This window comes from Pseudomonas sp. GD03875 (genome assembly GCF_029840585.1).
Lineage (GTDB): Bacteria > Pseudomonadota > Gammaproteobacteria > Pseudomonadales > Pseudomonadaceae > Aquipseudomonas > Aquipseudomonas paralcaligenes.
Genome location: NZ_JAOCCV010000009.1, coordinates 63,317 through 82,756 on the forward strand (window position 1 = coordinate 63,317; position 19,440 = coordinate 82,756).

Annotated in this window: 24 protein-coding genes; 2 read left to right on the forward strand and 22 right to left on the reverse strand. The window is 66.1% G+C overall.

The window, feature by feature from the left end:
- Positions 1-2: 2 nt before the first annotated feature.
- From N5D30_RS10380 to N5D30_RS10465, 18 genes are all read right to left on the reverse strand, one after another.
- Positions 3-3,197 (reverse strand): DUF4815 domain-containing protein, encoded by a 3,195-nt coding sequence (locus N5D30_RS10380; RefSeq protein WP_279908902.1) that lies wholly within the window; start codon positions 3,195-3,197, stop codon positions 3-5.
- An 8-nt stretch (positions 3,198-3,205) separates the two neighbouring features.
- Entirely contained in the window at positions 3,206-3,694 is a 489-nt protein-coding gene (locus N5D30_RS10385; protein ID WP_279908903.1) for a hypothetical protein, read from the reverse strand.
- A 2-nt stretch (positions 3,695-3,696) separates the two neighbouring features.
- Positions 3,697-4,596, reverse strand: coding sequence for a phage tail protein (locus N5D30_RS10390; protein ID WP_279908904.1), 900 nt, complete (start codon positions 4,594-4,596; stop codon positions 3,697-3,699).
- Positions 4,593-5,423, reverse strand: coding sequence for a baseplate J/gp47 family protein (locus N5D30_RS10395; RefSeq protein ID WP_279908905.1), 831 nt, complete (start codon positions 5,421-5,423; stop codon positions 4,593-4,595). The genes N5D30_RS10390 and N5D30_RS10395 overlap by 4 nt, the downstream gene beginning before the upstream one ends.
- The gene (locus tag N5D30_RS10400) at positions 5,420-5,764 is read right to left on the reverse strand and encodes a GPW/gp25 family protein (protein WP_220816061.1); all 345 of its coding nucleotides are present in this window, start codon (positions 5,762-5,764) and stop codon (positions 5,420-5,422) included. Before N5D30_RS10400 ends, N5D30_RS10395 begins: the two co-directional genes overlap by 4 nt.
- Positions 5,761-6,342 carry a phage baseplate assembly protein V gene (locus N5D30_RS10405; RefSeq protein ID WP_279909022.1) on the reverse strand — a complete coding sequence of 194 codons (582 nt, stop codon included), beginning with the start codon at positions 6,340-6,342 and terminating at the stop codon, positions 5,761-5,763. Before N5D30_RS10405 ends, N5D30_RS10400 begins: the two co-directional genes overlap by 4 nt.
- Positions 6,343-6,403: 61 nt before the next feature.
- Entirely contained in the window at positions 6,404-6,868 is a 465-nt protein-coding gene (locus tag N5D30_RS10410; protein WP_279908906.1) for a phage virion morphogenesis protein, read from the reverse strand.
- Positions 6,861-7,385, reverse strand: coding sequence for a phage tail protein (locus tag N5D30_RS10415; RefSeq protein WP_279908907.1), 525 nt, complete (start codon positions 7,383-7,385; stop codon positions 6,861-6,863). Before N5D30_RS10415 ends, N5D30_RS10410 begins: the two co-directional genes overlap by 8 nt.
- Positions 7,382-7,648 (reverse strand): hypothetical protein, encoded by a 267-nt coding sequence (locus N5D30_RS10420; RefSeq protein ID WP_220816058.1) that lies wholly within the window; start codon positions 7,646-7,648, stop codon positions 7,382-7,384. The genes N5D30_RS10415 and N5D30_RS10420 overlap by 4 nt, the downstream gene beginning before the upstream one ends.
- Entirely contained in the window at positions 7,648-7,833 is a 186-nt protein-coding gene (locus tag N5D30_RS10425; RefSeq protein ID WP_279908909.1) for a hypothetical protein, read from the reverse strand. The genes N5D30_RS10420 and N5D30_RS10425 overlap by 1 nt, the downstream gene beginning before the upstream one ends.
- Positions 7,830-8,672 carry an N-acetylmuramidase family protein gene (locus N5D30_RS10430; protein WP_279908910.1) on the reverse strand — a complete coding sequence of 281 codons (843 nt, stop codon included), beginning with the start codon at positions 8,670-8,672 and terminating at the stop codon, positions 7,830-7,832. The genes N5D30_RS10425 and N5D30_RS10430 overlap by 4 nt, the downstream gene beginning before the upstream one ends.
- Positions 8,669-8,983, reverse strand: a complete 315-nt coding sequence (locus N5D30_RS10435; RefSeq protein ID WP_279908912.1) for a phage holin, lambda family — start codon at positions 8,981-8,983, stop codon at positions 8,669-8,671. The genes N5D30_RS10430 and N5D30_RS10435 overlap by 4 nt, the downstream gene beginning before the upstream one ends.
- Before the next feature lie 12 nt (positions 8,984-8,995).
- A complete protein-coding gene (locus N5D30_RS10440; protein ID WP_279908913.1) occupies positions 8,996-9,202 on the reverse strand; it encodes a tail protein X in 207 nt (68 codons plus the stop codon).
- Positions 9,202-9,402, reverse strand: coding sequence for a hypothetical protein (locus N5D30_RS10445; RefSeq protein WP_279908914.1), 201 nt, complete (start codon positions 9,400-9,402; stop codon positions 9,202-9,204). The genes N5D30_RS10440 and N5D30_RS10445 overlap by 1 nt, the downstream gene beginning before the upstream one ends.
- Positions 9,402-9,866, reverse strand: coding sequence for a head completion/stabilization protein (locus N5D30_RS10450; protein ID WP_279908916.1), 465 nt, complete (start codon positions 9,864-9,866; stop codon positions 9,402-9,404). The genes N5D30_RS10445 and N5D30_RS10450 overlap by 1 nt, the downstream gene beginning before the upstream one ends.
- A gap of 103 nt (positions 9,867-9,969) precedes the next feature.
- Positions 9,970-10,674: a phage terminase small subunit gene (gene gpM / locus N5D30_RS10455; RefSeq protein WP_279908917.1), complete on the reverse strand. Its 705-nt coding sequence runs from the start codon at positions 10,672-10,674 to the stop codon at positions 9,970-9,972.
- Positions 10,675-10,684: 10 nt separating this feature from the next.
- Positions 10,685-11,692, reverse strand: a complete 1,008-nt coding sequence (locus N5D30_RS10460) for a phage major capsid protein, P2 family (protein ID WP_220816050.1) — start codon at positions 11,690-11,692, stop codon at positions 10,685-10,687.
- Between the two features lie 39 nt (positions 11,693-11,731).
- Complete coding sequence (locus tag N5D30_RS10465) at positions 11,732-12,586, reverse strand: GPO family capsid scaffolding protein (protein WP_220816049.1); 855 nt, start codon at positions 12,584-12,586, stop codon at positions 11,732-11,734.
- Between the two features lie 153 nt (positions 12,587-12,739).
- On the opposite strand from N5D30_RS10465, the gene N5D30_RS10470 reads away from it, so the two are divergent.
- On the forward strand, positions 12,740-14,494 hold the full coding sequence (locus N5D30_RS10470) for a terminase ATPase subunit family protein (protein WP_279908918.1): 1,755 nt from the start codon (positions 12,740-12,742) through the stop codon (positions 14,492-14,494).
- A complete protein-coding gene (locus N5D30_RS10475; RefSeq protein ID WP_279908919.1) occupies positions 14,494-15,552 on the forward strand; it encodes a phage portal protein in 1,059 nt (352 codons plus the stop codon). Before N5D30_RS10470 ends, N5D30_RS10475 begins: the two co-directional genes overlap by 1 nt.
- An 894-nt stretch (positions 15,553-16,446) precedes the next feature.
- Here N5D30_RS10475 and N5D30_RS10480 read toward each other — a convergent pair.
- The 4 genes from N5D30_RS10480 to N5D30_RS10495 are packed head-to-tail and all read right to left on the reverse strand — an operon-like array spanning position 16,447 to position 19,276.
- Entirely contained in the window at positions 16,447-16,710 is a 264-nt protein-coding gene (locus N5D30_RS10480) for a Txe/YoeB family addiction module toxin (RefSeq protein WP_279908920.1), read from the reverse strand.
- Entirely contained in the window at positions 16,707-16,949 is a 243-nt protein-coding gene (locus N5D30_RS10485; protein WP_279908921.1) for a type II toxin-antitoxin system Phd/YefM family antitoxin, read from the reverse strand. Before N5D30_RS10485 ends, N5D30_RS10480 begins: the two co-directional genes overlap by 4 nt.
- Positions 16,950-16,984: 35 nt before the next feature.
- Entirely contained in the window at positions 16,985-17,998 is a 1,014-nt protein-coding gene (locus tag N5D30_RS10490) for a tyrosine-type recombinase/integrase (protein ID WP_279908922.1), read from the reverse strand.
- Entirely contained in the window at positions 17,999-19,276 is a 1,278-nt protein-coding gene (locus N5D30_RS10495; RefSeq protein WP_279908923.1) for a hypothetical protein, read from the reverse strand.
- Between the last annotated feature and the right edge of the window lie 164 nt (positions 19,277-19,440).

A 19,440-nucleotide genomic window follows, 5' to 3' on the forward strand; every position in this document is an offset into this window, starting at 1 on the left:
GCTTACTCCGAGACGATGACGCGGATGTTGTGCGCGGTTGGCCGGGCTGCCGGTGTGCCCGCCAGCGTGAGGCGAACCCGCACCACGCTGCCGCTCAGGCCGGGGGTGACGGAGGTCAGTTCCACCGCGCCGTTGTCGGCCGGCGCGGCGGTCGGCGCGTCGCAGGCGTGCCATGGGCCGTCGTCGATCCGGTAGTGCGCGACCGCAGTGCTGCCGGGTGGCAGGACGGCGTCGTAGACGACAGTGAGCCGCTGGTTGGTGCCCAGGGCGGCAGTCACCAGGTTGAACGCGCGGGAAACGTAGGTGCCCTCTGATGCGACCTTGCCTACCACCAGGTTGGAGCCCGGCAGCAGGACACCGGACAGGTCCTCTGTGGCGGTGATCACTGCCGCGACCGCCACGTTGCCGGTGATCGGCGCGGCCAGGCGCACCGGCTGGTCACTGGCCACGTCGAGCACTTCGCCGCTGGGCAGGGTCAGGCGGTATTCCACGCCAGCGCCGGCGGCGGGGTTGAGGTGGTTGCCGAGCATCATCAGATCGGTGGCGTCTTCGACGGCCACGGCGCCGAGCGGCACGACGCGCGTGCGGTTGGCCGGCGCGATGCTGGCCCGTTGCAAACTGAAATACAGGTCGCGGTCCTGGTGGGGCGTCCAGGTCTGGGCGTTGGCGGAGCTGAGCAGGACGCCGACCTCATACGGCTGGTTGCTCACCCAGCGGTTGTACTGCACGTCGTATTTGCCCAGCTCTGCGATGACCAACTCGTGGCCTAGGCCGTTGGTCATGATGACCAGGGCGTATTCCACGCCCTCGAACAGTGTCGGCGGCAGGTCGAGGTTAATGCCGGCAAACGATTCGTTGAGGCCGAACGTGCTGGCGGGGATGCGCTGCTCGGCCAGAACCTTGCCGGTGGGCAGGCCGTTGACGGTTTCGCGGATGTGGATCAGCAACGGCTCGTCGCCGCCGCGCTTGCCGCGCAGGATGATCTGGGCGAGCTGGCATGTGCGGGTGACGCGGAACGTCTGAGCCAGCGGGTCAATGAAACAGGTGCCGATGGGCTTGCCGGTCCAGTAGTCCAAGACGTCGATGATGGTGGTGACGTAGACCTTGTTGGTGACCTCGCGGATGCCTTCGCCGGTGAAAACTGCGGTTCCGGTGCTGCCGCCCGCGCCGGTTGCCTTCACTGCCTTGCTGCCGGACGGAATGCCGGCCGGCACGGTGAAGCTGCCGGCGACTACACCGGCGTCATTGGCTTTGATAACACCGGCAGGCAGCACGTTGATGCCGTCGAACGTCAGCCCGGTCAGTTGCTCGCGGGCACCGAAGCCGGTGATGGTGAAGGCGACCGGGATCTGGCGCAGGGTCGCCACGGCTTCCCGGGTGATGTATGTCTGCGTCGAGACTTTCTTGCTGCTCTGGAGCCCGGTTTCGGCGCTGTCGAAGTAGTCGTACACGAAATGTTCGGTACGCGGCGAGCCCCATACGACGGCGGTTTCGGTCCAGCGATCCACGGCAGGATTCAGCGCGATCGAGGCCGGCACAGGTAGCTGTGAGCCGTAGGCGTTGATGGGCATCCAGCCGGTGCGCATCAGTTGCTTCACTTCGTCCGCCAGGGTGAACTGGCAGAGGGTCGGTTTGGCCACGTCGCCGGGCAGCGGGTGGGCTTGTGCGTCGATGGAGAGCATCAGCGCGCCGGCGACAATCGAAGCGGTCTGCTCGATGCCCGCGTCGCGCAGGCTGTCGTCGATGAGAGGGTCGACGAACATGCCCGACTTGAGCGAGGCGTTACGCATGCTGGCGTCAGTGCGGAGGGCCTGCTCGGCGACCATCTTGGTCAGGGTGTCGAGCCGCGCGCCGTAGCGGGCAAGGTCGAACATGCTGATGACCCGGTAGTTGTCCGCGACGATGCGGCGGGTGTCGTCCAGCCAGGTCTGATGGACCAGGGCGAGCGACAGCAGGGTCGGGGAGGTCGGCGGCGGGAGCGGGTTGCCATTCGAGGGGACGCCGCGCTGCCAGACGACGTTGCCGACCGAGTCGAGGCAGAGGCGGTCGATACGCGGCAGCTTCGCGCGGTAGGTGACCAGGGCGAGGGTGCCGTCTACCGCACCCTCAACGCTAAACCCCCGGGAATCTGGCTCGATGGGCTCGACCGTTTCGATGTAGCGGTAGGTTACGTCGTAGCTGCTGCCGGTGGCTGGCTCCGCGCCTGCAGGCGACCAGTCGACGTAGCCGGCGGTGAGGCGGTAGTCCGCAGGTGCGTGGTAGGTCGTGGCGGCTTGCTTGACCAGCAGGATTTCCAGCACGCCGGCATCCGGCAGCGGGTCGGACACGCCCGTATATGCGCCGTGGACGATCTGGACGGTCCGCTCTTTCGTGACCTGGACCGATTCGATACTGGCGATGGCCGGGCGGTTGACGTTGATGCGCTGCCGGGCCGGGCCGTGCATCAGGTGGGCTTCCGAGTTGATCAGCCTTGTGGTCGGGTCTGCGACGTAGGTGATGCGGCGGGAGGTGGCGAGGTCGAGGGCGCGACCCGCGACGCGGGCCTTGCCGCTGTCCAGTAGCCAGGTTTGCACGTCGTCGGCCGTGGTCGCGCCGAACTTCACGTCCAGGCCACTGACGACGTAGGTGCCGCCGCCGGTGGATTCGCGGTCGTAGCCCTCCAGGGCCTGCACGACGCTGTCGAGCCCCACGGGGGTTGTGCGGGAGCGGACGTAGCCGTCGATCACGGTGTAGACCGGGTAGAACTCCCCATCTGGCCGGGCACCGGCGATGCCCCATTCCGGGATGACCTGCAGGCGATCCGCGCCAGGCTCGCCGTAGCCGCGCGTGCCCGCCGCCGGGTTGAGCAGTGCCGGGTCTTCCAGGGCGGTGATGATGTTGCTGACAAGGTAGGCGCCAACGGTGACGGTGCCCTCCAGCTCGATCTGCAGTTGTGCCGGCGCGATGCCCCGGACGGCGCCGGCCAGGTACAGGGCGCCGCTGCCGAGGGTGGCGATGCCGGTCTGCTGGTCGATGATGATGTCGCAATCGCGGATGACGTCGCCGTCCTTGAGCAGGGCGTCGGCCACGCCTTTCAGACGGTGGTGGGCGCTGCTCACCATTTCGTTGAACTCGGCGGTCTGGATGATCCGGTCTGAGAGGAATCGCAGGCGGTCGTAGTTCTTGTCTGGGTCGAAGTGGTCGAGGATTTCGGTCATGGCGGGCCTCAGAACGGCAGGACGTATTCAAAGGTCTGGCGAACGCCAGCTTCGCGGATGAGGGGGGTATTCAGGCGCTCCAGCACCTTGAGCCGGCCGGGGACCACGACCTGGGCCGGGATGAAGTAGCGCTGGCCGGGTGGTAGTGCAGGGTCGGTTTCCGTGCCGTAGAACAGGCCGACCTCGCGCAGGGTTTCGCCGGCGGCGTCGAGGTAGTCGAACACCACGCGGACGTGCGCCCACTTGGTGGGGGTGGCGGATGGGATGAAGCGCTGGCCGCCGGGCAGTTCGATCTCGCCGGCCGGGTCGGGCTTGACGAACTGGGCCTGGGTGGCGATCCGCCGGCCGACTTCGTCGACCAGGCTGGTGGCGTTGGTCGGCTCGGGTTCTGGGGTGACGTCCCAGGCAGGGTTGCCGCGCCCCCATGCGAAGAACAGGGGGAGACTGATAAAGAGGGCGCATTCGCCGATGCGGCCGTCGTCTTGGAGTGCTGCCATGGTCAGACCTCGGTGGAGTGGTTGGAGTGGATGACCAGGCGCCACGGGCCTGACCAGGGGCCAGACCAGCGCCGGCTCGGGAAGCGTTCCGGCGTGGTGGTGGCGCGGTGTTGGGTGCAGGCCGGCAGCGGGGCGGGGAGGTCGCGCGGGACCAGCGCCTGGCCCACCCGGCCGAACAGCAGGACAGGGGCGGCCAGGTCCCGGTCGGGCACCAGGGCGCTGTGCATTGAGCCGACGCCGCCGAACAGGTCCATTTCCCAGAGGCTGTCCCAGACCCAGGCGTCCCAGTACATGCTGTCGCGGCGCAGCAGCAGGGCGCGGCTGTGGGTGCGTGCCGGCAGGACGTCGCGGGGGGGTGGGGGCAGTAGCGAGGCATGGCGCTCGCCGAAGCTCAGCTTGAGGCCGTCGACCAGCAGGCCGCTGTCGTCGTCGAGCAGGGCGTCGTCCCAGCGAGAGCGATCCAGCCGGGCGTGGCGCACGTCGTAGCCGTGGAACAGGCGATAGAAGCGGACGTGGGCCGGGATGCTCGCGGCTATGAGCTTGCGGATATCGTCGAGCCTGGCCGGGGCGCGGGGGCTGCCGGGGTCCAGGTGCAGCAGGGGGCCGTCTTCTTCGACGGTGGAGTCTATGTCGATCCAGCTGAGTGCGCGCTCGACCGCTGCAGCGGTGCCGCGCTGGCGGAGCCAGGGCAGGCCGGCGGCGATCAGCTGCTCGGGGGTGTCGAAGTACTCCGCGAACTGGGCCAGGAAGTACTGCGCGGCCACGAACGGGGCATAGCCGGGGGGCAGGGTGATCTGGACGCCCGCCGGCAGGTCGCCCAGGCCCTCCAGTTCGCCCAGGCCGAGGCGCGACCAGGCGTGCTCCAGCTGGGTGCTGTTGGGCGGCAGCAGGCTTGCGGTCATGCCAGGCCCCGGTCGGTGAGCTGCAGGCTGCGCAGGGTGGCGAACTCGTCGGCGCCGATGGCGATATCGGCCGGCATGTTCAGCTCGACCTTGGCGACGCCGGCGGCGTGCAGCGCGCTGGTGATCCAGCTGCGGGCGATGGGTCGGCCCAGGGTGGCCTGGGCGGCGAACTGGGCGCGGAACGATGTGGCGAGCTGGGCCACCAGGTTGGTGGGGGCGGTGGCTTCGCGCCAGATGCCGGCGAGCACGTCGACGGGCTTGGCCAGGGCCAGGCGCACGCCGAGGGTGACGCCGAGCATCTTGGCGCCGGGGGCGTCGAAGGCGGCCCAGCAGGCGGCCAGGGTGGCGGGGCCGTCCGCCCCTTCGTGCAGCCACAGCACGACGTCGACGCGGCCGGCGGCGGGCTGGATCACTTCGGCGCTGCGCACGGCCAGGCTGGCGCTTAGCGCGACTAGGACGTAGTGCTCGCGTGTGCCGTTGCCGGCCATTGCGGCGATGCGCAGCAGCAGGCGCTCGCGGTAGCGCGGGTCCTGTTCGCCGGCCAGGCGCGGCAGGCCGAACAGCTCGCCGATGTGGTCCAGGTCCAGCCCCGTCGCGTAGATGATGAGGTTGGCGCGGGCGGCGTCGTTGATACGGGCGCGCAGCAGCAGCTCGCGGTAGGCCGACTCCTGCAGCAGTTTGGTCAGCGGCTCGGACTCCAGGGCGAGCACGTCGGCCACGGCCTGGCGGTCGGCTTCGGGGTACTGGGCGAGCAGGCCTTCTTTGCGGGCCTGCAGGATTCGCTCGTAGTCCAGCGCTTCGACGATATCGGGGGCGTTGAGCGTCATGCGAGGGCTCCCATGCGCAGCGGCACTTGGAGGCTGAACGGTTCGTTGCTGTCGACGAGGGTCCCTTCGATATCCGCCACGCCGGTGGACCAGGCGTCGCCGTAGGCGATCTGGGCGCGGCTGATGCGCACGCGCGGTTCCCAGCGCATGACTGCGGCGGCGATGGCGGCCAGGGCGAGCATGCGGGTGTGGTCGTTGTGCGGGGCGTCGATCAGGTCAGGCAGGTGGCTGCCGTACTCGCGGCGCATCAGCCGGGAGCCCAGCGGGGTGGTGAGAATGTCGCTGATGGACTGGCGGATGTGCGCCAGGCGCTCGATGGCGCGGCCGTTGTGCCTGTTCATGCGCCCCCCGGGATCGGCTGGCCGGTGACGGACGGGCCGCTCATGACGCCGCCGTGGGTGTGCTTGACCAGGCTGACGCCGGCGGCGACGACGTCTTCGCTGACGGTGACTTTGCCGGTGACGTTCTGGTTGCCGGTTTGCGTGTAGTCGCCCTGGTGGGTGATGGGGCCGACGATGTTGATGCCGCCGGTGCTGACAAGCTCGGTGACGCCGCCGGCCGGCAGGATGGCGCGCAGCTGGTGGGCGACGCTGTCGTATTCGATAACGGCGCCGTCCCGGTAGGTGTAGCGGTGCAGGCCTTCGCGCTCGCCGTTCGCCGGCAGCAGGTCGCTGAACAGGCCGGACAGCACCAGGCCCTGGGCGAGGTTGCCGGAGGGGCTGAGCAGCAGGACCTGTTCGCCGACGGTGGGCGGATTCCACTCGCGGTCCGCGCCGGCGCGTGGGGTGATCCAGGGCAGCAAGGCCGTAGTGATTTCGCCGGAGGTGACGCGCACGCGCGGCGGCTGCATCTGCACCTCGGCGACGGTGCCGAGGCGGATCATGTTTTCGACGAGGCGGGCGAGGGCGGCGTAGTTCATGCCGCCGATGGTGGCGGTCGCGCGCGCGTGGCGCATTCGGCTGGCCCTGTAGCGCGCCCCGCTACAGGGCGCCGTCGCCCACCAGGTGTTCCAGCAGCGCGTCGCGGATCAGGTCCAGGTCCGCGTCGGTGAAGCCGAGCAGTTCGCGGCGGGCGTATTGTACGTCCGGTGCGCCCTTCTCCGGGCGGTCGCGCAGGCCGCGCTGGTGGACGCGGGCGATGCGGGCGGCGCGGCCGACGAAGCCGATGGCGATTTCGTTGGGGGTGCTCTGCAGCTTGAGGTGCCTGGCCTGCTTGAGCTTGGTGAACATCTGCCGCTTGATGCGGCCCGCCTTGCCCCGGAGGTTCTTGCGAGGCTTGCGCGGGGCGTAGGCGGAGCCGTCCGGGTTGCGCTGGGCGCCGATGCGGCGCTGCTGGTTGCGGCGCAGGTCGCGGCCGATGGTGGTGTTCAGCCGGCGGCGGTCGCTGGGCGAGAGCCGGGCCAGCAGGGCGCCGGCCCAGTCTTCCAGGGCTTCGAGGTCAGCCACGGCGCGGCGGGTGCGGCATGGCCAGGTCGCCGCCCTCTTGCTCGGTGCTCTGCCACTCGGCCAGCAGCTCGGCGCCGCTGTAGAGCTGCCAGGTGCCGGCCGGCAGGAACGGTTCCAGCTGCTGTTCCTGCGGGTATTCGACCAGCAGCTGGCCACCCGGCTGGCCCTTGACGATGACGCGCTCGGTCAGCGGCAGGGTTATCGACAGGTCGACCTTGCCGGCGTCGATGACGTCGACCTCGAAGCCGATGCCTTCGGCGTTCTGCTCGAAGCTGGCCAGCAGCTCATGCTGGTGGACGCCGAGCCACGCCAGCAGCGGGATGAATACGGCGTCCGGGCTGCCGGCGAAGTCGGTCAGCATCAGGTTGAGGGTGTAGCGGTACTCGAATGACAGGCCGCGCGCGGCGGTGCTGCGCGCGCTGCCCTGGTCAATGAAGATCAGCAGCTGGTCGGGGGAGCGCCGCAGTTGGGGAATGGCGGCGAGCAGGTGGGCGCGCAGGCTGTCGGGCTTCTTCATGGCGTGGGCTTCTTCTTCCCAGCCCGGCGGTAGAAGCGGCGACCGAACACGGCCACGCCGGCGAACATGACGATGGCGATGGCATCGGACAAGCCGGCGGCCATCAGCGGGTACTGGTCTGCCCAGCCCGGGCGCGCTTCCTCGACGCAGGCCAGCAGCTCGCGGTCGGCCTGGGCCTTGCCGATCTGCAGGTCATACGCGGCGTCGTGGGCCTGGCAGCAGTGTTGCCACCAGCCTTCGGGGAATCCGGTGCAGTAGTCCATCACTGGTCCCCGGCGCAGTCGACGTGCAGGCGGTTGGGGGCCAGCGCCAGGGCGACGGCCTCGCGGTTGACGCTGCGGGCCGGCTCCGGCAGGCCGCAGTAGCGGGACACGGCCCACTGCGCGGACTGGATGACGGTGCAGCCCTGGAGCAGGGCGGAGAACAGCAGGGCAATGGCGTGTTTCATGCCGCTGCTTCCTGGCCGCAGCCGCACGCGGCGTGGCGTTCGTAGGCCCGTTCCAGCTTCACGTCGTACAGGTTGCGGGCATAGGCCGGACCGTTGTAGAGGCGGGCGAACTCGGCCCACTTCTTCCCCTTCAGCGCTTTCAGCAGGGCCTTGTCCGCTTCAAGGAAGCGGACGAAGGCCTCGAACTGCTCGCCCTCGTCCTTGGCCATCAGCGCCACGAATTCCTGCACGCTGGCGTAGCCCAGGCGCTCGGCGTGGTAGCCCATGACCTGGAAGGCGCCCCAGCTGGTCGACTCCAGGGCGGCGCGCTCGTCCAGGCTCTTGGCGAGCGCGAGGCGTTGGTGCTCGGCGGTGCCGCCGGAGTAGCCCCCGGGGGCGGTGTTGATCAGGTTGGGATACTTGGCGGCCAGCTCGGCCGCGCGGCGCTTCAACTCGGCAACGTCGTCGCCCTCGGTGCGGGGCAGCTGCAGGCGCTGCAGCATGACGTGGCGCTCGAACAGAATCTTCGGCTTGCCGTTGTTCAGGAAGCCCACGCCGGCGCTTTCCACTTCGTTGACCGCGTAGATGGCGGCCAGCTCGACGCCCAGGCGCTTGGCGGCCGCTGCCAGCTGGGTGTGGCCCAGCAGGCGGTCGCCGCCGAAGCCGGCGAGGGTGACGAGAGTCTTGGTGCCGGCGATGCCGTCGACGACCAGGCCGGCGCGGCGCTGGTAGGCGCGGACGGCGGCTTCGGTGGCGTCGCCGTAGATGCCGTCGACGAACACGTCGAGGCCGAGGAAGCGCAGAGAGCGCTGGAGCTGCTGGACGTCGGTGCCGGTGGCGCCGTGCTTGAGCTGGGTCATAGGTTGTCCACCTTGCGGTTGTAGAGGCGTTTGAGGCCGTGGCGGATGGCGTCGGAGCCGACCAGGCCGACGAAGCCACCGAAGAAGGGGGCGTAGCCTGCGGGGATGCCGACCAGGGCCAGGCCGTTGCTGACGGCCAGGGTGATCAGCCCGCAGATGAATCCCTCGCTCAGGGCGCGGCGCACGCCGCCCCCGCTGTGGATGAAGCGGGCTGTGGCGAGCACGGCGGAGAGGGCCGCCGCGTAGATGAGCGGGTGATGATGTTCGAGCCAGGCGCCGAGCCAGGCCCAGGTTTCGGGGCGGTCAGGCATTCCGTTCATTCCTCAGTCCCATAGGTTCACCACTTGGGCGGTGGGTTGCGGGGCAACATCGGGAAGTTCGATCAGGGTGCCCATGGGCAGGATGGGGCCGCGACCCGCGAGCCCAGGGTTGGCCGCGAGCACGGCCTCGACTACGCCCGAGCTGCGGCCGTAGTGCCGCCAGCAGACGTCGTCGAGGGTGTCGCCCTGGTTCGCGCGGGCCTGGGCCATCAGCGTTCGCCCTCGGCTGCTTTGGCCTGATCGGGGAACACCCAGGGGCCATCGTCGGAGACAAGGGCGCCAGGCGAGTGCCCGGTTTCCACGACGCGGACGACGGCATAGCCCAGCGGGTGCATGATTTCGCGGTTGATGCGTTCGAGCAGGCCAAGCCGGGAAATTTCGTTCCAGTCGATCACCTGGTGCTTTTTCATCACAGCAGTTCCACGGTGGTGCGGGCGACGCCCAGCAGGTCGCGGATAGCGAAGCGCTGGTCGCGGCGGTAGTCGTCGATGGAGCGTTCTTCTTCCTCGGCCGAGTCGCCGCCGGATCGTGTGGCGTCGTAGCTGCGGTAGCGCTCGGCGCATTCGGCGCTGGTGGCGCTGTAGATCGCGCGTTCGTAGAGGGCCACGCGGTGGCTGCGGCCGCCGATCTGCTCGGCCGGTACGTCCGCCAGGGTGGCGTGGCCGGCGGCCAGCTGGGTGGCCTTCCAGGCGGCCAGTTCGCGGTTGACGCTGATCATGGCGGCGACCACGGCGAACTCCAGGCGCTGGTTGGTGACGTCGGCCTTGATGCGCTGGGCGTCGCGCAGCTTGTCGCCGTCGATATCGGGCCACCAGCCGTCGTTGACCAGGGTGAAGGGCTCGGCGCTGCCGCCGCTTGCCACGAATGCGCTCATGCTTGCCGCTCGAATAGGTCGGCGGTGGTCGGGGCGTCACAGCGGAGAAAGGAATAAACCGCTGATCAGCCCCGAGCCGCCGGGGTTGCGGGGGACCGCTCGGTTAGCCGGCTTCGCCAGCGTGTTTCTTGAGAAGCTTTTCTACGGTATCCATGTCTTTCTTCGCGCCGCACTTGTCGTGCAGCTCGATGGCGCGCGCGAGCTGGGCCTTGGCGTTGACCAGGCGCTCGATGCCAGCGGCGTCTACATGCTCGGGGTTGAAGGCCTTCAGATCGACCTTGCCCAGGGCGAGGTGCAGCTTGGCGCGGGCCTCGTCGGGCATGTCGTGTGTAGCGGTGAGTTCTGCGGTACGCAGCAGGATGGCGCGGTCGAAGTCGCCGCCGGCCTTGAGCGCGGTCAAGGCCGCCTGGGCTACTTCTTCCGCGACGACGCACGGCGTGCCACGGGTGAAGCGGTCAGGCATGGGCAGGCCGTACGGCAGTGCGTATTCCGCGATATCCAGCGCGCCGGCCAGGTCGCCGGTGTCGATGCGCCAGGCCATGACGGTGGTCAGTACCTCGTCGCCGGCGCCCTTGCCGGCCGAGAGCACGCCCTCGACATAGGGAGCGTAGGCCGGCAGCAGCTCGGCTTTCAGTTGCACCTTGGCCTGGATGGACTGAATTTGCTTGAGGCGCAGCATGTCCTGGTGCAGCTGGGCCATGTGCAGTTCGTAGGCGTTGGCGCCTTCCATGGTCATTTCCGGGGTTGCCGCCGCCGCCTCTGCGGCGGCGGTGACGCGCTGGAAGTGACGGCGGCAGGGGTTGGTCATGGTCGGCGCCTCAGCTCAGCTCGATGTTTTCGGCCAGGGCGGCGCAGCCCAGGTCTTCGATGACATACGCTTCGTTGACCGACTCGTAGTTCTCGATGCGGTCGCGCTTGGCGTTGTCGACGACGGTGCGGCGGCGGCTGCCTTCCTGCCAGTAGATGGACAGGTTGTCGAGCCGGGTGACCAGCAGCCCCTTGGCCGGGAAGTGCGGCACGCGAACGGCCGGCAGGTTGCCGATACGCTTCTGGCTCATGACGATATCGGCCGCGAGCATTTCGCTGGGCGCCTGGGTCTTGTTGATGATCGGGAAGTACTTGTCGGCCAGAATCTGGCGGCCGCAGATGACGACCATGTCGGTGTCTTCCTGATACCAGGGCTCAATGAGTTCGTTGACCATGGCGTAGACCAGGGCGTCGATGTTCTCGAAGTCCTTGCCGCTGCCGACCTCGATTTTATTGCTGCCCTGGGCGACTTCCTTCATCACGCGGGCGGCGTTTTCGGTGCGCATCTTCTGCAGCCAGCCGATGTTGACGTCCTGGAGCAGCGGATTGGTGGCCGGGTTGGACGTGGCCGCGCGACTGGTGCCGTTCCAGCCGATGCAGATGCGGTTGAGGGCCATGAGCTTGATGATTGCGTCGCGGATGCGGGCTTGGAAGTCGGGGAACTTGGCCCAGGCGTCGAGCTTCGAGTACTTGAGGTGGGTGTCGAAGTTGGTCTGGGTGCAGATGTACCCACGGTCGTCCAGGGCGCTGGGGTCGCGGGTTTCGCGGTCCTTGACGTCGGTATCGGTGGTGCCGGCGACGTTGCCGGTAACACCGAGGCCGATTTTCTCGCCCATCTGCTCGGTGACGCCGTAGATGTTGACGCGGCTCAGGAACTCGCTGGATTCCTGGATGCGGCTTTCCAGGGTCTGCGCGACCGAGGGGGCGGTGGCAAATTTGGTGGTGACGTCGGTCACGCCGTTCAGCTGCGCGAGCTGCTGCAGGTAGGCGTTGAACAGGGCACGGGTTTCGTTGCGCATGGGGCTCTCCGGTAGTCCTTGGGTGTGCAGTTCCGTTGATCAGCAGTCGGTGACGGCGAGGCCATCGCCCCCGGAAGCCACCGGCCGCTTGGGCTGGCTCGGGTTGGGGGTGTTGCTGAGCCGCTTGACCAGGTCGGCGAACTCGGTCTGCAGCGTCTCGAACTTGGTTTGCAGGGCCTTGCGGGCGGCCTGTTCGGTAGCGAAGGCCTTTTCCTGCTCGGCGCCGTGGGTGGCGATCTGCTCGATCATTTCGCCCAGGGCGGCGAAGGAAGCGGCGTCCTTGCCTTCCTTGTCCTTGCTCTTGCCCAGCAGTCCGTCGAGCTTTTCTTTCAGCCCGGCGAACATGCTTGGTGTGTCGGTGATTTCCTCGAACTCGATGGCCTCGACCTGCTCGGCGGAGGTGAACAGGTTCTCCGGGCTGACCTTCCGGCTGTTCAGCGTTCCATGCTGAGCGCTGAAGGCGAGCGCTTCAGTTCCCAGGCTGGCCGGGTTGTCGGTGAGGGCGACGCCCACCAGGTAGGCCTTGCCGGTGTCGGCGAACTTCGGGGAGACCTCGATAGAGGTGTAGATTTTCTGGCCCTTCTTGTTGAGGGCGATGCCGGCTTCGTTGGGCTCGAACTGGGCGTAGAGGGCGAGTTTCTTTTTGCCGCCCAGTTCGACTTCCTCGGCTTTCAGGGCAACCACGTCGCCGTAGGCGCCAAAGGGCGACTCAGGCATCACGCTCTTGATGTGTTCGCAGTTGATCCGAGCGCCGTACAGGTTGCGGTCGTAGCTGCTGGCCATTTCCTCGATCCAGCTGCGTTCGATGTTGCGGCCGTCGGTGGTTGCCCCTTCCAGGGCGACACGGAAGGGCTTGGAACGGTACTTCTTGGCGGGGGCGGTGCTTGCGGCCATTCGGGCGGTCCTCGATGCGGTGGCGGTGGTGCCGTTGCGTTGAGGGCATGGTCGACAGCAGGAGAGGGCGCAGCAACGCGCTAAGCCTGTAGCGGGGCGCGCTACAGGGTGCCGTGGTAGGGGCTCGCGCGCGCGACCGGCAGCATCGGCGCCATGAATGCCATCGCCCAGCCCGCCGCCACCGATAACCGCCGCCAGGCCAAGTTCCTGTATTGGACCGGCTGGCGCATCACGGAAATTGCCGACCACCTGGGCGAGAAGGAAAAGACCGTCCATAGTTGGAAGGCCCGCGACGAGTGGGACCGTGCGGACAACGTCGAGCGGATCGGCGGGGCGCTGGAAGCGCGCCTGGTGCAGCTGATCCTCAAGGACTGCAAGACCGGCGGCGACTTCAAGGAAATTGACCTGTTGCACCGGCAGCTGGAGCGACAGGCGCGCATCCAGCGCTTCCAGGGTGGCGGCACCGAGGCCGAGCTAAACCCGAACATAGAGCGACGCAACTCCGGGCCGAAGCAGGCGCCGAAGCGCAACGAGTTCAGCGAAGAACAGATCGAAACGCTGGTCGAGGCGTTCCTCGACGGTTGTTTCGATTACCAGCTCGATTGGTATCGGGCGGGCAATCAGCGCACGCGCATGCTGCTGAAGTCTCGCCAGATCGGGGCCACGTACTACTTCGCCCGAGAAGCGCTGATCGACGCGATCACCACCGGCCGCAATCAGATTTTCCTGTCCGCCAGCAAGGCGCAGGCGCACCAGTTCAAGACGTATATGCAGTCCTTCGTCAATGAGGTGCTGGGCGTCAAGTTGACCGGCGACCCCATCGTGCTGTGGAACAACGCCGAGCTGCATTTTCTCGGGACGAACTACCGGACGGCCCAGGGCCGCACCGGGAATTTCTACTTCGATGAATTCTTCTGGGTTCATGGCTTCGCGGAGATCAACAAAACCGCCTCGGCGATGGCGCTGCAGAAGCGCTGGCGGAAGACCTATTTCAGCACGCCGAGCAGCACGGCCCACCCGGCCTATGTGTACTGGACCGGCGAGCGACACAACAAGGGCAAGCCGACCGCCAAGCACCTGCACATTGACGTCAGCCATGAGGCGCTGCAGCAGGGCCGGTTGTGCGAGGACCGTATCTGGCGGCAGATCGTCACCATCCTGGATGCCGAGGAACGGGGCTGCGATCTGTTCGACCTGGACGAGCTGCGCCTCGAATACGACGGCCCCGCGTTCCAGAACCTGCTGATGTGCCAGTTCGTCAACGATGGCGACTCGGTGTTCCCGTTGACGTTGCTGCAGCCGGCGATGGTGGAAAGCTGGGATTGGGAGGGCTACCGCCCGTTCGCTCCCAGGCCCCTGGGGGATCGGCCGGTGTGGGTTGGCTATGACCCTGCAGAGACTGGCGACTCGGCGGGGCTGGTGGTGGTGTCGCCGCCGCCGCCGTCCGGCGGCAAGTTCCGGGTGATCGAGCGCTTCCAGTTCCGTGGCATGGACTTCAACGCCCAGGCCGAGACCATCCGCAAGATCACAGAGCGCTACTGGGTCACCTACATCGGTATCGATACCACCGGCATGGGGTCGGGGGTGGCGCAGCTGGTGAAGCAGTTCTTCCCGGGCCTGCGCACGTTCAGCTACAGCCCCGAGGTGAAAACCCGCCTAGTCATGAAGGCGTGGGACGTGTTCACGAAGGGGCGTATCGAGTTCGACGCCGGCTGGGCCGACTTGGCCCAGTCGCTGCTGGCGATCCGCAAGACCATGACCGCCAGCGGGCGGCAGTTCACCTACACGGCGGGGCGCAGCGATTCCACCGGGCACGCCGACCTGGCCTGGGCGCTGTTCCACGCGCTGGCCAATGAGCCCCTGGAAGGCCAGACCGTCGCCAATACCAGCATCATGGAGATTTGTTGATGAGCAAGAAAAGTCGCCGCCAGCCGGCCCACAAAGCGAGTGAGGTTCTGGAAGGCGAGCTGCTGCTCAAGGACCAGAGCGGGGCGCCGATGGTGTTCACCTTCGGCGACCCTGACCCGGTCCTCGATGGGCGCGGGGTGCTGGACTATCTGGAGTGCTGGGCGAACGGGCGATGGTATGAACCGCCGGTGTCGCTGAGCGGCCTGGCCAAGGCGCAGACGGCCAGCGTCTACCTGCAGTCGGGCCTCACGTTCAAGCGCAACGCGCTGTCCCGCACGTTCATTCCCCACCGGCTGCTGAGCCGCCAGGCCTTCGAGCAGGTCGTCATGGACTGGGGGTGGTCGGGCAATCTGTACCTGGAAAAGCAGGACAACATGCTGCGGCAGGCGATGGGGCTCAAGCCCTGCTTGGCAAAGTACATGCGCAGGGGGGTTGAGCTGGACACCTACTACCAGGTGATGGGCTGGAAGGACGAATACCAGTTCCGCCCGGGTAGTGTGTGCCACCTGCGCGAGGCCGATATCAGCCAGGAAATCTACGGCCTGCCGGAGTGGCTGCCGGCGCTCCAGAGTGCGCTGCTCAACGAGAGCGCGACCCTGTTCCGCCGGAAGTACTACCAGAACGGGTCGCACGCTGGGTTCATCCTCTACATGACCGACGCCGTCCAGGACGAGACCTTCGTCAAGGACCTGCGCGAGGCGATGAAGAACAGCAAGGGGCCGGGCAACTTCCGCAACCTGTTCATGTACGCACCTGGTGGGAAGAAGGAGGGAATCCAGCTGATCCCCATCAGCGAGGTTGCGGCAAAGGACGACTTCGGAGCGATCAAGAACATCAGCCGCGACGACCAGCTGGCCATGCTGCGCATCCCGCCCCAGTTGATGGGCATCGTGCCGCAGAACGCGGGGGGCTTCGGCTCGATCCGCGACGCGGCCGAGGTGTGGGCGGTCAACGAGCTGGAGCCGGTGCAGGCCCGCCTGGCACAGATCAACGAATGGCTGGGGGAGGAAGTGGTGCGCTGGAAGCCGTATGCGCTGCCCAGCAGCGCCGCCAACTGACCCTGGCACCCGCCCTACCCAAGCCGCCCGCGAGGCGGCTTTTTTGTGCCCGACGGCCGGCTGGGGGCACGCGGGCGCACCAACGTGGTGCGATTTTGGTCCCCGAGCGGCTGCCGGAGGCCCAGCGGCACCCGGCGCGCGCAGTCGTCCCCCCGCCACGCCTGCGGGCTAAACGTGTGGATTTTTCCGCACCCCCGCACAGGCCTCCAGGCGGCCCAGGCTGTGCGCTGGTTTCCGATTTCCGATTCTGGATTTCCCTGCGAATCCCTGCAGGAGGGGGCTTTCTTGGGGCTATGGGGATGCCTGCCGCCCTTTTCTCAGGAGCGAATTTCAAAACGGGTAATTTTGGTTAGGACGTTCACAAACCGCGCTGGAGCCCGCGTGGTTGCTGGTCTGGAGCCCTTACCTTGGAAGGTAATTTTGGGTAAGGGAAAAGGTAATTTTTTTGTAAGTAGCTGATTCGTAAGGATTTTTATTTTTGAGAAAATCACTTCAGAAAAGGTAATTCGATTACCTATCAATTACCAAAAAATTACCTTTAATAAATATCTATAAGCCTTTGTATTTAAAGGAGAAAACTCTATTCAGAAAATCAAATTACCAAAATTACCTGTTTTTTAGGGGTCAACATAAAAACCGAAAAAGCCCATGGGGCGGGGTGTTTCTGGCCGCCGCTAATGCTGACGTGGGAACGCTCTGGGAACAGATACAGACGCCTGCGCACCCTCTAACCCGCATGGAATGCGGCCTCCAGCGGTGGGGGATTAGCTCGGGTGCATTCGAATCCCTCCTTCACCGCCAGACCCCAATGCTAAGGCCCTGAAAACTAACAAGTTTTCGGGGCTTTTGCTTTTCAGACCCTCGAACGTGTCGAAGAAGTGTCGAGAGCCGGCGCTATTCGTAGTGCGACCAGAGCCTGAGTACCTTCACCGTCTGCTCCTCCTGCAGCACCTGATACACCAGGCGATGCTGGATATTGATGCGCCGCGAGTAGGCGCCGGCCAGATCGCCGACCAGCTTTTCGTAAGGGGGCGGGTTCTGGAAGGGGTTGGCCCGCACCACCTCCAGCAGCGCTTTCGCCTTGTCCTTCAAGCCTGCAGATGCCAGCTTCTGCGCGTCCTTCTGCGCCTGCTTCGTGTAGACGAGTTGCCAGGTCACCAGTCCAGTTCCTTAGAGCATTCCTCGACGGGCTCGGCCATGCCTTCCTTGATCGACTCGCGCATGCCAGGGATGGACAGCAGATAGAGCGTTTCCTGGATGGCTTCCCAATCTTCGGCCGAGAGCAGCACGGAGCTGGTCCGCTTGCCAGAGATCATGATCGGCTGATGCGACTCGGCCGACTGGTCCATGAGCCGATAGAGATTGGTGCGGGCTTCGCTTGCGGTGAGTACTTTCATGGGAGGTATCTCCAGAGTCATGCGCTGAGCGTACGCTAAAACGTACGTTGTGTTAATGCGCTCTCGTCGGAGAGTGGGTTGAACAGCAGGGCCTCCTGCAGGTGATCCGGCGCCAGGTGCGCATAGCGCATGGTCATCGTCAGGGAGGAATGGCCCAGGATCTTCTGCAGCACCAAAATGTTGCCGCCCCGCATGACGAAGTGGCTGGCGAAGGTGTGGCGCAGCACGTGGGTGGCCTGGCCTGCAGGAAGGCGAATCGACGTGGTTTCGAGTACCCGGCTGAAGGTCAGCATGCAGTGGGTAAAGGGGCCATGCTTCTTCCAGTGGGCGCGTAGTCGCTTGGCCAGGGCATCGGATATCGGCACCGACCTGACCCGCTTCGACTTGGTGTTGGCGAACACCACCAGATTGCCACGCAAGCGATCCGGCCCGAGCTGTTCGGCCTCACCCCAGCGGGCACCCGTTGCCAGGCAGAGGCGGGCGATCACAGGCGGGTGCGGCGAGGTGTCGGCACGATCATCCAGGGCATCCAGCACTTCGCCGATCTGCTCGATCGACAGATAGGACAGCGGCCGCTCCTGCAGCTTGATCGGCTTGAGCCTGGCGAAGGGGCAGGGGTAGTCGATCACGCCCAGGCTGTGCAGGTTGTTGTAGACCGCCTTGAGGTAGCCGAGACGATTGTTCGTGGTCTTCGGCGATACACCGGCAGCGAGCCAGGTTGCGCGGAGGTTGGCGACTGTGGCGCCTTCCACGGCGATGGCCTTCGGGTCGCCCAGGGTGGCTGCAGCTTCGTCGAGAATGGCCTTGCGCCGGACGCCATCCGAGAGGGACGAGCCGTGCAGGTCGAACCACAGCTTCACCAGCTCGGAAACGGTGCGCCGATCCTTGGGCTTGGGTGACCAGTCCGGTGTGTCGATAACCTTGGCCCTGCAGGTCGCTTCGAAGCGCTGGGCTTCACCCTTGGTCTTGAGCGTCTTGCGGAAGCGCTTGCCCTTGATCGGCTCTACATCCACCCGCCAGCGGCCGTCCGGCAGTTGCTCGATTGCCATCTAGACGGCCCGTCCCCAGCGGATATGACGTTCCTCCAGCAGATCCTTGATGTGCTTGTAGATGTCGTACTCGGTCATGTCCTTGGCGGCGTAGTGATCGCGGATGACCGGCCAGCATTCCCAGGTTTGCAGCCGGTCAAACGCCTTTTTTGCACCCACCCGCTCCCTTGCCAGCAGGCTGACGAAGTTGCCCAGGAACAGCTCCACGTTCTTGCCGGAGAAGCCGCGAGCGGTCTTGTAGTGGCGCTTGTATTCGGTTTCCTCCAGCAGCGAGTCGACGGGCACGTCTACGCGCACGTCCTGGCGGATCAGCGTCCAGATGGGCTCATAGCGTCCCGGGCGAGCCAGCAGGCGGAACTGGGTCAGGCCGTAGCGCCAGAGGCCGTCAAGGTGAGCGGCGAAGGAGCAAAACGAACGGGTGTCGATAATCTGGCCAGTCTGCAGGTCCACCGAGCCACTGGCGAACTGCTGGATGATGGAATGGTGGTAGCGCAGCTCGACACGCCACACGTCCTGGGCGGGGTTGTAGTTGTCCGGGTCGCCTTCGTCGAAGCTGTCACGGCGCTTCCACACGCCTTCCCAGTAGTCCAGCTTGTCGGTCGCCCTGGCTTGCTCGGTCTTGTTGTAGATGCAGAGCTGGATGCCACCCGCCGAGCCGAACATGGACGTTTCACCGCGGCCGTACACACTGGACTTGCTGGCCCACTCGATCTGGTTGATGCCCGAAATGTCCCGGTGCGTTCGTGCCCGGCAGTGCATGCGGCCCACCAGATCGACCGGAGGCTTCCACCCCTGCAGGTCCAGGGCCAGATGCACGGCACACTGGTTGGCTTCCACATGGGTCAGCAACTCGCCGGCGTAGTAGTCCATGCGGTCTTGCAGGCGCTCGGGGCTCAGGCTGTCGATGGCATGGGGTGACACCTCGATCTTGAGGTGCGGGCCGATGGCGTCCTGCTTGGCGTTGAAGTTCTTCACCAGCAGGACGAAGCCCAGGTCGGCGTTCTGCAGCTTGTACTGGTAGCCGGAGTCCCGACCTACCCGGCCGGCGTGCCAGCGCTGGCCGGCGAACTCGACCATGGCGCCCGGCTTCTCGAACAGCACCATGATTTCCGGGCGGATCAGCCCCCGGTAGAGCTGGCGCACCGTGTCCACGCCGCAACGGAGCAAGCGGACCTTCGACAGGTCGGTCAGGATGGCCGTCGTGTCGTCGAAGAACAGGCGCCCGCTCGGGGATTCCTGAAACTCATGATCGACGCGCAGTTGGTCTTTAACCTTCATCTTGTCTCACTCCAAATTGCTACGAATTGGCACTGTGTTTACTTCGTTATCTGACGTGTTACAGGGACGTCAGCCGGGCGCCCTGCCAGCGCCTAGCGGCGTCTCCCGCTGCGCGCAAACCGCCGCTAGGCGCTGTCCGGCGTCTCTTCACTCCCTCCACCAGC